We start from the raw sequence: 13331 nt of genomic DNA, 5'->3' as shown, positions 1-13331 counted from the left end.
TTGTATTCTTAGCGTTCTTTGCCACAAATAATTCGTATGTCTTTTGCTTCACTCGGTTTGTATGCTACCTTGGTTAAAAAATTATCTGCAATAGGTTATACCGAGCCTTATCCTATTCAGCAGCAAGCCATACCCGCCATATTAGAAGGAAAAGACGTGTTAGGCATAGCGCAAACTGGTTCTGGTAAAACGGCGAGTTTTGTATTGCCTATTTTGCAACAGTTGCAGCATAAAACAGTTACCAAAAATCGTTTTATCAGGGCATTGATTCTTGTGCCTACAAGAGAATTAGCCGTACAAGTAGGTGAAGTGGTAAGCACTTTTGCCGAAGTAATGCCACGCAAAATAAAATCACTCGCTATTTATGGTGGGGTGTCTATCAATGTACAAATGATGGCTTTACAAAATGTAGAAATTCTTATAGCAACGCCAGGTCGTTTGTTGGATTTAATCAATTTAAATGCGCTCAACATTTCTGAAATAGATATTTTAACCCTAGATGAAGCAGATAAAATGCTGAACATGGGTTTCAAAAAAGAAATGGCAGACATTTTTGAATTGCTGCCAACTAAACGACAAAACCTGTTGTTTTCAGCGACGTTAGGCAAAGAAATCAATACCATTACCGAAATATTGCTGCACAATCCTGTAAAAATTCAGGTTGAAGAAGCAGTACAAAACCTCGATTTAATTACACAACAATGCTACCATGTAACCGAAGAAAGAAAAGGACCATTGTTGCGCTACTTAATTATGCAACAGCAAATGCAGCAAGTGTTGGTGTTTGCGTCATCCATCCATCGTGCCGATGCGATTGTAGAAAAGCTAAAAGCCCATGGCTTGCAAGCTGCGGCTATGCACAGCAAAAAAAGTCAAGGTGCTCGCACCGATGCTTTGGCAAATTTTAAGTCTGGTAGAATCAATGTGTTAGTAGCTACAGATTTAGCCTCACGCGGTATTGATATTCAATTTTTACCCTTTGTAATTAACTACGAGTTGCCTCGTTCACCCAAAGATTATATTCACCGCATTGGTCGTACTGGCCGTGCAAGTGCTGCAGGCACCGCCATTTCGTTAGTATCAGAAGAAGAGCAACATCACTTTTCTGTTATTCAGAAAAAGATGGGTAAGAAAGTAGAGATCATTGATGCGAAAGATTTGAATTTGCTAGGGTTTTAAGTGAGTTTTTGTTTATCGTCATTGCGACGAAGGAAGCAATCTGCATCTTGTATTTAGCCTGCTTCGTGCCTTGCAGTCACGATATTTTTATTGGGTCATCGCTAGTACTAAGCCAATCGATATAGGCGTCGCACACTGCGGCTGTGGGAGATTGTTTGGGCTTTTATTGTCTGAACTGGGATTTTGTAAGATTGATGGGATGTATAGGATTTGAAGTCAAATAACTTCAGTTATTATACCAATGCTGCACTTCTCAAAATAGGAACTCGTGTTCTCAAAATGGTAACGCCAGTTCGTGTAGATGAACTACACTTCTCAAAATAGGAACTCGTGTTCTCAAAATGGTAACGCCAGTTCGTGTAGATGAACTGCACTTCTCAAAATTGGAACTCGTGTTCTCAAAATGGTAACAGCAGTTCGTGTAGATGAACTGCACTTCACAAAATAGTAACTCAGGTACTAAGAATGGCTACGCTAGTTCTAAGTACTTGTCTTTTGCTTTTAAAAAAGACAATCCTTGTTAAAACACCTATTTTTTACATTTAATTTTTGTCATCAAGTTTGTTGTTATTTTCTTGGCACAATTCAATCAAAACCCCATTGGTTTCTTTTGGGCGTAAAAAGCAAATGAGTTTATTATCTGCACCAATTTTTGGTTCTTCATTGATAAAAGCAAAACCTTCTGCTTTGAGTCGGTTGATTTCTGCATAAATATCATCTACCAAAAACGCAATATGATGCATGCCTTCGCCACGCTTCGCAATAAATTTTGCTATTATGCCATCGTCGTTAAGACTTTGCAACAATTCTATTTTGCTATTGCCGCAAGCAAAAAAGGCCGTAGCTACTTGTTCACTTTGTACAATTTCTGTTTTGTAGCAAGTGGTTTGTAGTAATGTTTCAAATAAAGGCACAGATGTTGCCAAATCATTCACTGCGATACCAATATGCTCTATTTGTTTCATGTATATGCGTTTTGCTCGTAGATGTGAAAGAATAAACCAATAGCGTTCTATTTGCCCGAAAGGGCGCAAAAATCAACTTGAAAAGTGTCCTTTTGTGCCTTTCGATTAATGGAAAAACCTGTTTTCACAATTTTCACATCCAAATTTATACAACCTAAAGCAGTAATTTTGTGTTAAGTAAGTTAAAGATACAATTATGAAGTTTCCTATTTATTTAGACAATAACGCAACTACACCAATGGATCCTCGTGTGTTAGAAGCGATGATCCCATATTTCACAGAGCATTTTGGTAACGCAGCAAGTCGTAACCACCCTTTTGGTTGGCAGGCTGAGGAAGCGGTGGACTATGCTCGTGAGCAAGTTGCGCAATTAGTAGGAGCTGATCCTAAAGAAATTATTTTTACAAGTGGTGCAACTGAAGGTGATAATCTTGCTATAAAAGGTGTTTTTGAAATGTATGCTTCTAAAGGTAATCACATTATTACTGCAACCACTGAGCACAAAGCGGTATTGGATACGTGTAAACACGTTGAGAAATCGGGTGGTGAAGTCACTTACTTACAAGTAAAACCTGATGGTTTAATAGATCTTGCTGAATTGGAAGCAGCTATAAAGCCAACTACTATTTTAATAGCTATTATGTATGCCAATAACGAAATTGGCGTGATACAACCCGTAAAAGAAATTGCAGCCATAGCAAAAAAACATGGTGTATTATTTTTTACAGATGCCGTACAAGCTGTAGGTAAAATACCTGTAAATGTTATTGAAGACGGAATAGATATAATGGCATTTACGGCACACAAAATGTATGGCCCTAAAGGTATTGGTGCATTATATGTACGTCGTAAAAATCCACGTGTAAAAGTGACTGCGCAAATGGATGGTGGTGGCCACGAACGGGGTATGCGTAGTGGTACTTTAAACGTACCAGGTATCGTAGGTTTCGGTAAAGCTTGCGAGCTTGCAAGACTAGAAATGACTGATGACGCTGCACGTTTAAGCAAATTACGCGACAAACTTGAAAATGCTTTATTACAAATAGAAGAAAGCTATGTGAATGGTAACCGTGAACATCGCTTACCACATGTAGCAAATATTTCTTTCAAACATGTAGAAGGTGAAGGTTTATTGATGGGCTTTAATAAAAACATTGCTTTAAGTTCTGGTTCAGCTTGTACAAGTGCTTCTCTTGAGCCAAGTTACGTATTAAAAGCGTTAGGTTTAGGTGATGATTTAGCACATAGTAGCTTGCGCTTTGGCTTAGGTAGATTTACTACCGAAGAACAAATTGATTACACCATCGAGCAAATTAGCAGTACCGTTCTCAAATTACGTGAGATGAGTCCGTTGTGGGAAATGTATAAAGAAGGTATTGATTTAAACAGCATTGAGTGGGCACACCACTAGAAGCCCCCAACCCCTGAATAGGAGTTAAAGAAGTTCTTTAAATTGATAATTATAAAAATATAAAAGCCTACTGCCTCGTAGGTTTGAATCCCCCTTTAGGGGATAGGGGCATTTTATCATGGCATATTCAGAAAAAGTAATCGATCATTATAGTAACCCAAAAAACGTGGGTACTTTAGACAAGGCTAGCAAAAATGTTGGTACTGGTTTAGTAGGTGCACCAGAATGTGGTGACGTTATGCGCTTGCAAATTCAGGTAGATGACGCTACTGGGGTTATTACTGATGCAAAATTCAAAACATTTGGTTGTGGTTCTGCTATTGCATCTTCATCTTTAGCTACTGAGTGGTTAAAAGGTAAAACCGTAGACCAAGCGATGGCTATTGATAATATGGATTTGGTAGAAGAATTGAACCTTCCACCAGTAAAAATTCACTGTTCAGTGTTGGCAGAAGACGCAATTAAAGCAGCTATCAATGATTACCGTGTAAAAAATGGTTTAGAAGCATTGGTATTTGAAGAGAAAGGGGTTCATTAAACCGATTGGATAATTAGCCAATGTGCTTATGTGCTAATGAATACTATTCTTAGTTTTTCTAATTAGCATACTAGCACATTATCAAATTAGCAGATTATTATGGTAGCAACAGATAACGCGATATATGTAAGTGATAAAGCAAAAGCCAAAGTGATAAAGCTGATGGAAGATGCTGGCATTTACGGTGACCCAAGTTACTTTTTAAGAGTGGGTGTAGTAGGTGGTGGCTGTAGTGGTTTGAGCTATAAGTTAGACTTTGATAATGAGCAAAAGCCAATGGATCAAGTGTTTGAAGATAATGGTGTAAAAGTGGTAACTGATTTAAAAAGTTTCTTATACTTAGTAAATACAGAATTAGACTTTAGCGATGGATTAAATGGCAAAGGCTTTTATTTCAACAACCCTAACGCTAGTAGAAGTTGTGGTTGTGGTGAGAGCTTTGCGGTGTAATTGTCTGAACCAAGATTTTGTAAGATTTTTTAGATTTTAATTGGATATCATAGAATGGGCTGTATCAATTTTGATACAGCCCATTTTTATTCAAGTAATTTGTATTTTAACTTTTTCTAAAAGCCCACTTGCTCATTTCTTTCCAGCTAACTTTTTTGCCATACATTAATATACCTACACGATAAATTTTAGCACTTAACCAGGTGGTAGATAAAAAGCCGCCAACTAATAAGGCCATACTTAGAATTAGTTGCCAATATGGTACTGTGCCAGGTACACCAAATGGTATACGCGCCATCATTACAATAGGCGAGGTTAGCGGAAATAAACTGCCAAATACCGCTAAACCACCTGTTGGATTATTAACCGCACTTTGCATAATTACAATACTGAAAATGATGGGCATTGTAATAGGTAATAAAAGGCTTTGTGCTTCTTGTGGGTCTTCGTTTACCACGCTACCTACCGCTGCAAATAAAGATGAATACAATAAATAGCCGCCTAAGAAATAGAACACAAAACAACCTACAATTAAGCCAATATTTAAACCACCAAGCGACGACATTATTTGATTTAACGCACCACTACTTTTGGCGGTTTCAAGGGCTTGTGCAGCACCAGGTTGGGTTACTTCTGCCATGCCAGGAATAAGTAATGGTAATAAAACACGTAAAAATAAGGTTAGGCAAATCCAAATGAGAAACTGCACCAAACCAACAGCACCAATGCCGGTAATTTTACCCATCATCAATTGAAATGGTTTTACACTGCTAATAATAACCTCCGCAATACGTGTGGTTTTTTCTTCCATCACACCACGCATAACCATCGTGCCGTAAATAAATAAAATGATATAAATCAAAAAGCCAGAAATATAGCCTACTATTAAGCTAGCACTCGCTTTTTTATCGTCTTCAGCTTTGCCATCAAGGGTTGAAAATTTAATCTCATTGCCTCTTTGTAAGCTATCCAATGTTTTTTTACTGATATTAAGCGACGATAATAAACGTTGATTTTCTAGTGCATTATTAATACGCTTTTGGATATCTGAGCGTGTCATTAAGCCCACTGTTTTGCCCGATACAAATACCAAGCTATCATTACTGCTAGCATTATAATTGCTGTCAATAATAACATAGCCATCAAACTCCTTTTTGGCCACTTTGATTTTTAAACTTTCGGTGCTTTCGTCTTTTACAAATACAAAACTAATGTCTTCTTTACCTGCAATTTTTCCACCAAAAATATTAGCCTTATCTACCACCGCCACTTTAAAATCATCGGTAGATTTTACTGTGAAATAGATGATTAATCCATAAAACCCAAATATTACCAATGGTAATAAAATGGTAGTAAGTAGGAATGTTTTTTTCTGTACACGGCTTAAAAATTCGCGTCTTGCAACAAGCCAAGTTTTATTCATAAGTTAGTTTATTAAAAAGTTAAACTGGTTTTATTCTGTTAAAGGTTGAAACGCTCTTGTAACAGATTTGGTACCTTCCACCAAGCAAATGAAAATATCGTTGAGTGATGGTAATATTTCGTTGAAAGATTCTATTACCACGCCTTGTTGTATAAAGTGTTGCAATACATCGTTACTGCTAAAACCTTCATTAATTTTTACGGTAAAAGCATTCACTTTCTGGTCTAAAATATCAAATGCTTGGCTATTGGATGGCGCCGAAATACCTTTCAGTTTAATACTGAATTTGTTTTCTTTAAACTGCTGTTTAATATCGCCTACAGTACCGTCTAAAATTTTTTCGCCAAGGTTTACTAGCACAATATGGTCACATATTTCTTCTACTTGTTCCATCCTGTGTGTACTAAAAATAATGGTACAGCCACGTTGTGCAAGCCCATAAATTTCATCTTTAATTAAGTTGGCATTTACTGGGTCAAGACCGCTAAAGGGTTCATCTAAAATAATCAGCTTTGGCTCATGCAATACTGTAATTACAAATTGCAATTTTTGGCTCATGCCTTTACTCAGGTCTTCAACTTTTTTGTTCCACCAACTTTCCATTTCTAGTCGCTTAAACCAGAACTTAATTTTCTCCATGGCTTCGGCTTTACTTAAGCCTTTTAGCTGCGCTAGATACAACGCTTGCTCACCAATTTTCATTTTCTTGTACAAGCCTCTTTCTTCAGGCATGTAACCAATTTTAATGATGTCATTGATAGGGTCAAAACGTCTACCATCAAACATAATATGGCCATTATCGGGATAAAAAATACCAGTAATCATGCGCAATAGGGTGGTTTTACCAGCGCCATTAGGGCCTAGTAAACCAAAAATGCTGCCTTGTTCGATGTTAAAACTAATGTCGCTTACAGCTTTTTGTGTAGCGTAAAATTTTTGCAGATGGTGGAGCTCTAAAATAGAAGCCATATGAAGTGTTTGTTGCTCGAATATAAGTCACTTGTAAACTAAATAGCTTAAATATGGATTAATTTGTGTAGGGTGGTCAACATGCTAACAATTTGATGTTGAAACGTTCATGTAATTGCCAATGTTATGGCTGTATATTTCACCTATCATTGCAGCCTAAATATTCATTATTATGCAAGTAGTAAAAAGAAGCGCTGTTATAGTAGCGTTGTCTACTATCGTTATTAGTTTGTGTAGCTGGGGTTTTTTGGTGCATCATACCACCACGCAATTAGCCATTTACGAGTTACCAAAAGCAATGCAGCCATTTTTTTATCAGGCAATGAAAGGCTTGGTAAAAGATTGTACAAGACCCGATGAACGCAGAAATACAGATGCCACAGAAGCTACTAAACACTTTATCGATATGGAAGCTTATGGAGATAGTGCCGCTTATAAAATGCCTGTTAATTGGGATGAAGCTGTAAAAAAATACACCAAAGATACCTTGTTGAAATATGGTTATGTGCCCTATCATATTGTAGCGATGAAAGCTAAGCTAACAGAGGCTTTTAAAGCAAAAGATACCAGTAAAATTTTGTTTTTTGCCGCTGATATAGCGCATTATATCGAAGATTCACATGTGCCGTTACACACTTCTATCAATTACGATGGACAATTAACCAACCAAAAAGGCTTGCATGCTTTGTGGGAAAGCGTAACACCAGAACTAGAACTTAGTACTTACAATTTGCACAGTAAACACAAAGCCACCTATTTAGCCAATCCCGAAGCTGCTGTTTGGGCTGATTTGCGTAGTACACATGCTTTAGTGGCTGATGTATTGGCTAAAGAGAAAGAAGTGTCACAAAAATTTCCAGATAGTTTAAAATACAAAACAGTGTTTAAATACGGTAGAAATTTAAAATATTATACCGAGGCTTTTGCCAAAGCTTATGGCGAAAGTTTACAACCAACGATTAATCAACAGTTGATAAAATCTGCTGATATGGTGGCTGACTTTTGGTACACAGCGTGGGTAGATGCAGGTAAGCCCGATTTAGATGTTAATCTTACAAAAACGGAAAACAAACAGAAAATACAGTCTTTCCGTTCGTTTAAGCGTAACCATTTGTTGCAAGATAGTTTGCTACTAGCACGCACTGCCTACAAACCTGAATAAAATATTATAAAATTAATTGGCTCATATTGGTTTTGCAGCTATTTTCGGATACGTAAAAAAACGCTTATGATTTCTTTTAAAAAAGTATTGCTAGCTGCAATCTTATTAGTGAGTTCGGTACAATTATTTGCCCAAAAGGCTGAAGGCGCAGGTGCATATATGACATCGGTAACCAATGCGCAAGGCGAAATGAACAAAAAGTATATGGCTTATGTAAGCGCTGCGGCACACGGCAAGCGTTTACGTAAAGTAGAAAAATTGCGTCAAGCGGCTATTGAAAGTATTACACAGAGTAAATACAATACAATTGGCCTACCATTGTTTAAAGGAGATAATTCGCTGCGCCAAAAAAGTATTGATTATATTAACTTTTGCTATAAAATATTTAACGAAGATTATGCCCATATTGTAAATATGGAGGAAATTAGCGAGCAAAGTTTTGATGAAATGCAAGCTTATCTGCTGCTTCAAGAAAAAACAAGTGAGAAACTGCAAGAAGCCAACGATAACATCGACAAGGCTTACAAAGATTTTGCAGCAAAATACGAGGTGCAAATAGTAGAAGGCGAAAAAAGTGAATTATCGCAAAAAATGGAAGTTGCTTCAAAGCTTAATCATTACTTCAATCAAATGTATTTGGTGTTTTTTAAGTGCAACTGGCAAGATGGTAAGCTTACAGAGGCCCTGAATGCCAAAAAACTGAACGATGCAGAACAAAGTCGCAATGCCTTAATAAAATATGCAACAGAAGGTTTAGCAGCTATGGATACCATGAAGAGTTTTATGGGCGATCCGTCTCTTGCGGTAGCTTGCAAACAAGCATTGCAGTTTTATAAAAAGAATGCAGAGGTAGAACTACCTAAGCAATTAGACTTTTACCTAAAGCAAGAGAACTTTGATAAAATGAAAAAAGCCTTTGAAGCCAAAGCCCCATCTGACAGAAAAAAAGAAGATGTAGATGCTTACAACAAAGGTGTAAAAGATATTAATGCTGCCGTTAATGCTTTTAACCAAAGTATTAATACTTCCAACAATAATAGATCACAAGTACTGCAAAACTGGGAAAGTACACAAAAAGCATTTTTTGATACCCACATGCCTTACTATAAATAAAAAATTATGGATGATATAAGAATACGCTGCCCAAAATGTGAATGGGAGCCTGATGGCAAGCCTTACTGGAGCTGTACATGCGGCCATGTATGGGATACTTTTAGCACGGGCGGTCGTTGCCCTAGCTGTTCCAAAGTGTGGGAAGACACTGAGTGTATAGACCATGCTGGTGGTTGTGGTAAAACAAGCCCCCATTTAGACTGGTACGAAGGCTTGGAAGATATTGTGGCACAACTGAAAGCCGAAATTTTAGAACGCTGGCATGAAGGTGTGGCGCATTAAAATAAAAGTTATTGATAAATTGCCTCGCAATCTTGTGAGGCAATTTTATTACTACATGGATGTAATTTGGCTGCATTCATTCGATACAAATAAAATAATTATGGGTTTAGTATATGCTGATATTACATTAATTAATGGCGAGGATTTAATACTCGCTAAGCGCCATTATATTGGTGAAGAAGAGGTAAACAAATGAATATCACAATGCTTGTAGATACAGGTAATTATAATTTTTGTATCAACGAAGAAATACAAGCCCAACTGCAATTTCCTGTTGTAGAGAAAAGAAATGGTGAAACCGCAGATGGTAGAGTAATTGAATGTGATGTGGTTGATAATGTACAAGTACGTTTTAAAAATCGTGCCACTACTTGTAGGGCAATAGTATCGTCTGGCAATTGCGAACCCTTACTTGGTGCTATACCATTAGAAGATATGGATGTACTGATTCACCCGTAAAGCCAACAACTTATGATTCATCCTGACCATCCTTTTTACGCCTAAATGAAATTAAAATAGTTTCTAGCCTCACAAATTTTGTGGGGCTTTTTCGTGTCCTCGGTTTGCAAAACAAGCAAATAATTTAAAGATTCATTGTATATTTTGTTCTGGATAGTTATTAGTAAATGACCGTACTTGAAGTATTGGGGTTGAAGATTATTTTACTAAAGCTATTGTAAATATTATCTAAACAAATACAATCCGCTGTAAATATTGCTTCAGAGTGTGCAAACTTTGTCGCGGCTGTTGTTTAGCGGCGTGTAAAGAATATGCAATAGTACAGTAAACGCCCCCTCAACGGCGGGCAGTTTTCCAAGTTCAGAAAAGCTTGCGCCGAAGCGGCGGACGGTTTTACAGTCATAGAAAAGCTCGCGCCAATGCGGCGGGTGATTTTACAGTCACAGAAAAGCTTGCGCCGAAGCGGCGGACGGTTTTACAGTCGCAGAAAAGCTTGCGCCGAAGCGGCGGGCGGTTTTGCAAGACCTGATAATTGTTATGAACTAGGAATTTTTAGGGCAAAGATTTACTGATAATTATAGCCACCCATTTTTTAATGCCTATTTAGCGTTTAGATACAATTTTTCCTCACCACATTCGTCTACCTTACCAGCGAAAACGAGAATTTATGCAAAAAGTAGCTTTGGTTACAGGTGCTTCATCTGGTATTGGTAAAGAAACTGCCAAACTTTTGGTACAAGCTGGTTATACCGTTTATGGTGCAGCACGAAGGGTTGATAAAATGCAAGATTTACAGGCTATTGGTGTAAAACTATTAGCCATGGACGTTACAGATGATGCTTCGGTGGAAAGTGGTGTAGCTATCTTATTGGCTGCGGGAAATAGGATAGATCTATTGGTAAATAATGCTGGCTATGGGTCGTTTGGGGCGTTAGAAGATGTGCCTTTAAGCGAAGCGAGATACCAGTTTGAGGTAAATATATTTGGTTTGGCAAGGCTTACCCAATTGCTATTGCCTACTATGCGTGCGCAACGTAGTGGTACTATTGTAAATATTTCTTCTATTGGGGGCAAACTTGGCGAGCCGCATGGTGCTTGGTACCACGCCACTAAGCACGCTGTTGAAGGGTTGAGTGATAGTTTGCGAATGGAATTGAAGCAGTTTAGTATTAACGTAGTGATTATAGAACCTGGCGCCATTATTACCGAATGGGATGGTATTACTAGCGAACACTTGCTAAAAGTATCCGGCAATACGGCTTATGGCGTTTTGGCAAAAAAGCATGTTGCTATGTTTACAAAAACATACAAATTTGGTTCGCAACCAATAGTGGTGGCTAAAACCATTGTAAAAGCTGCGATGGCAAAAAATCCTAGAACGCGCTACGCTACAGGCGGCGGCGCTAAGTTTATTTTGTTCTTCAGATATCTTCTGCCAGATAAATGGTTTGATGCTATTATGCTAGCCAATATACGGTAGTTAATTAAAAATGCCAATGGAAGACATCCCAAGCAAAGCGGATTAAAGTGCCTATAACTACTAATAAAAAGAACATGCGGATGAATTGATTGCCCTTGCTGATGGCAAATTTGGCACCAATAATACCACCCACAGCATTGCTTGCAGCCATTGGCAACGCAATAGCCCAAATGATTTTGCCCTTTAGTAAAAACAATAAAATAGAGCCTGCATTGGTGGCAAGGTTTACCATTTTGGCATTGGTGCTGGCTAATAAAAAGTCATAGCCAAGAATACTTACAAAAGCAAGCACTAAAAAGCTACCTGCACCAGGGCCAATAAAGCCATCGTAAAAGCCTATCACTAGGCTAATGGCAAGTCCATACCAAATTTGTTGCTTAGCAGTATGTTGTTTTACAGTTTGGTTGCCAAAGTTTTTTTTACTGTAAGTATAAATAGCAACAAATACTAGCACTACCAATAGTAAGGGCTTCATAAAACTATTGCTCACTATGGTTAATAATTGTGAGCCGCCAAACGATGCCGCCATAGCCACAAGCATCATTATGCTTAGTAGTTGCCAGTTTACTTTTTGTCGTTTTAGGTATTGCCTAGCGGCAAATGCAGTACCGCTAAATGAGGGTATTTTTAATGAGCCAATAACAGTAGCTACGGGAAACTGTGGTAACATTAAAATGGCTGTGGGCGTTTGTATTAAGCCGCCACCGCCTACAATGGCATCTACAAAACCTGCTAAAAAAGCAACCAAACAGAGTATAATAATGGTAGTGGTGGTAAGCATTAGTTAGTTAGTGTTTTTTTGGGTGGGGTAATATTAGCAATAACCAATCCTATAAGTACAATCATGCCGCTGATAATATGAATGCTAGTAAATTGCTCGCCCAGTAGTACCACCGCTTCTATGGTGCTGAAAATAGGAATTAAGTTGCCAAATAATACCGTACGACTTGGGCCAATTAGATGGATAGAACGATTCCAAAATAGATAAGATAGTACCGAACAGCCAATGCTTAAATAAGCCACATTGCTCACTACAGTTACATTAAAAGGGATAGAAGTTGGGATAATAATATGTTCTGCAATCACAAAAGGTACAAGCATAGAAGTACCAAACGTAAAACCCGTAAATAAAAAGCCTAAATCTGATACCCCTTTGGGTTTGTATTTAGTAAGATTATTGTAAATGGCAAATGTGAGCGCACCCAACAAACTCCATAAATCGCCAATGGCAAAACGAAACGTAATAAGGCGTTGTAGGCTGCCTTGTGCTATTAACGTAATAATACCAATAATACAAAGTGCTAAACCAATTACCCGCTGTAAAGGAACATGCTCTTTGAAAATAATTTTAGCAATGATCACTGCGAAAATAGGTGCAGCTACAGAACCGATTAATGCAAGGTTTATGGCAGTTGTGTAATGTCCTGCTATGTATAAAAATACATTATAGCAAGTAAATCCCATGAAGGACGTGAGTATGAAATAGCCTTTGTGTTGCCAGATAATTTGTTTTTCTTGTTGAAATTTATTCCAAGCAATTGGTGCAATAATGACTGTGGCAAAAAACCAGCGTAAAAATGCAAGCGTTACGGGTGGTACAATGGGCGAAATGCTGCGAGCAATAATAAAATTGCCTGACCATATTACGGCTGCTAAAACTGCTAAGCCGATGCCTGTGATAGTGTTGCTTTTGTTGTTAAATGTCATTATTTGGTCACTTTGCAAGTGTTCTTATTGCTTAAAGTGGCTGCAATTTGGGGTTATTTTTTAATCTTCTTTGAAGAAATTGTAGTGAATAAAGCTTATCGCAGAAATCGGATAAGTTGCAGAATTTTATTCTTATGCGTATTTTCTTCGTGTAAAAGCTTCTTACAACAATAATCAGAGAGCAGATATTTGA

The 13331-nt window shown here is 37.7% G+C and carries 14 protein-coding genes; 9 read left to right on the top strand and 5 right to left on the bottom strand.

The window, feature by feature from the left end; genetic code table 11:
• The first annotated feature begins 36 nt into the window (after positions 1 to 36).
• Entirely contained in the window at positions 37 to 1179 is a 1143-nt protein-coding gene (locus tag ACFOW1_RS07275; protein ID WP_379013253.1) for a DEAD/DEAH box helicase, read from the top strand.
• Positions 1180 to 1721: 542 nt separating this feature from the next.
• Here ACFOW1_RS07275 and mce read toward each other — a convergent pair.
• Complete coding sequence (gene mce / locus ACFOW1_RS07270) at positions 1722 to 2144, bottom strand: methylmalonyl-CoA epimerase (protein ID WP_379013251.1); 423 nt, start codon at positions 2142 to 2144, stop codon at positions 1722 to 1724.
• Between the two features lie 196 nt (positions 2145 to 2340).
• Here mce and ACFOW1_RS07265 point away from each other — a divergent pair, with 196 nt between their 5' ends.
• The 3 genes from ACFOW1_RS07265 (at position 2341) to ACFOW1_RS07255 (ending at position 4543) form a co-directional block, all read left to right on the top strand.
• Positions 2341 to 3555 carry an IscS subfamily cysteine desulfurase gene (locus ACFOW1_RS07265; protein WP_379013250.1) on the top strand — a complete coding sequence of 405 codons (1215 nt, stop codon included), beginning with the start codon at positions 2341 to 2343 and terminating at the stop codon, positions 3553 to 3555.
• Between the two features lie 118 nt (positions 3556 to 3673).
• Positions 3674 to 4093: a Fe-S cluster assembly scaffold IscU gene (gene iscU, locus ACFOW1_RS07260; protein ID WP_379013249.1), complete on the top strand. Its 420-nt coding sequence runs from the start codon at positions 3674 to 3676 to the stop codon at positions 4091 to 4093.
• A 99-nt stretch (positions 4094 to 4192) separates the two neighbouring features.
• The gene (locus tag ACFOW1_RS07255) at positions 4193 to 4543 is read left to right on the top strand and encodes a HesB/IscA family protein (RefSeq protein WP_379013248.1); all 351 of its coding nucleotides are present in this window, start codon (positions 4193 to 4195) and stop codon (positions 4541 to 4543) included.
• A gap of 106 nt (positions 4544 to 4649) precedes the next feature.
• Here the strand turns inward: ACFOW1_RS07255 and ACFOW1_RS07250 are convergent, their stop codons facing one another.
• Entirely contained in the window at positions 4650 to 5966 is a 1317-nt protein-coding gene (locus ACFOW1_RS07250; protein ID WP_379013247.1) for an ABC transporter permease, read from the bottom strand.
• Between the two features lie 30 nt (positions 5967 to 5996).
• Positions 5997 to 6935, bottom strand: coding sequence for an ABC transporter ATP-binding protein (locus ACFOW1_RS07245; protein ID WP_379013245.1), 939 nt, complete (start codon positions 6933 to 6935; stop codon positions 5997 to 5999).
• A 172-nt stretch (positions 6936 to 7107) separates the two neighbouring features.
• Between ACFOW1_RS07245 and ACFOW1_RS07240 the strand changes: the two genes are divergently transcribed.
• The 5 genes from ACFOW1_RS07240 (at position 7108) to ACFOW1_RS07220 (ending at position 11431) form a co-directional block, all read left to right on the top strand.
• Positions 7108 to 8097 carry a zinc dependent phospholipase C family protein gene (locus ACFOW1_RS07240; protein WP_379013243.1) on the top strand — a complete coding sequence of 330 codons (990 nt, stop codon included), beginning with the start codon at positions 7108 to 7110 and terminating at the stop codon, positions 8095 to 8097.
• Positions 8098 to 8163: 66 nt separating this feature from the next.
• Positions 8164 to 9210, top strand: coding sequence for an LIC11966 family surface protein (locus ACFOW1_RS07235; RefSeq protein ID WP_379013241.1), 1047 nt, complete (start codon positions 8164 to 8166; stop codon positions 9208 to 9210).
• A 6-nt stretch (positions 9211 to 9216) separates the two neighbouring features.
• A complete protein-coding gene (locus ACFOW1_RS07230; RefSeq protein WP_379013240.1) occupies positions 9217 to 9492 on the top strand; it encodes a hypothetical protein in 276 nt (91 codons plus the stop codon).
• 204 nt (positions 9493 to 9696) lie between these two features.
• Positions 9697 to 9951, top strand: a complete 255-nt coding sequence (locus ACFOW1_RS07225) for a hypothetical protein (protein ID WP_379013239.1) — start codon at positions 9697 to 9699, stop codon at positions 9949 to 9951.
• Positions 9952 to 10618: 667 nt separating this feature from the next.
• Complete coding sequence (locus ACFOW1_RS07220) at positions 10619 to 11431, top strand: oxidoreductase (RefSeq protein WP_379013237.1); 813 nt, start codon at positions 10619 to 10621, stop codon at positions 11429 to 11431.
• Between the two features lie 4 nt (positions 11432 to 11435).
• Here the strand turns inward: ACFOW1_RS07220 and ACFOW1_RS07215 are convergent, their stop codons facing one another.
• Entirely contained in the window at positions 11436 to 12212 is a 777-nt protein-coding gene (locus ACFOW1_RS07215; RefSeq protein ID WP_379013236.1) for a sulfite exporter TauE/SafE family protein, read from the bottom strand.
• Positions 12212 to 13138 carry a DMT family transporter gene (locus tag ACFOW1_RS07210; protein WP_379013234.1) on the bottom strand — a complete coding sequence of 309 codons (927 nt, stop codon included), beginning with the start codon at positions 13136 to 13138 and terminating at the stop codon, positions 12212 to 12214. The genes ACFOW1_RS07215 and ACFOW1_RS07210 overlap by 1 nt, the downstream gene beginning before the upstream one ends.
• Between the last annotated feature and the right edge of the window lie 193 nt (positions 13139 to 13331).

Origin of the sequence: Parasediminibacterium paludis, assembly GCF_042651445.1 — a bacterium.
GTDB lineage: Bacteria > Bacteroidota > Bacteroidia > Chitinophagales > Chitinophagaceae > Parasediminibacterium > Parasediminibacterium paludis.
The sequence above is the reverse complement of the archived record's forward strand: the minus strand, read 5'-3'. Positions and strand labels throughout refer to the sequence as shown.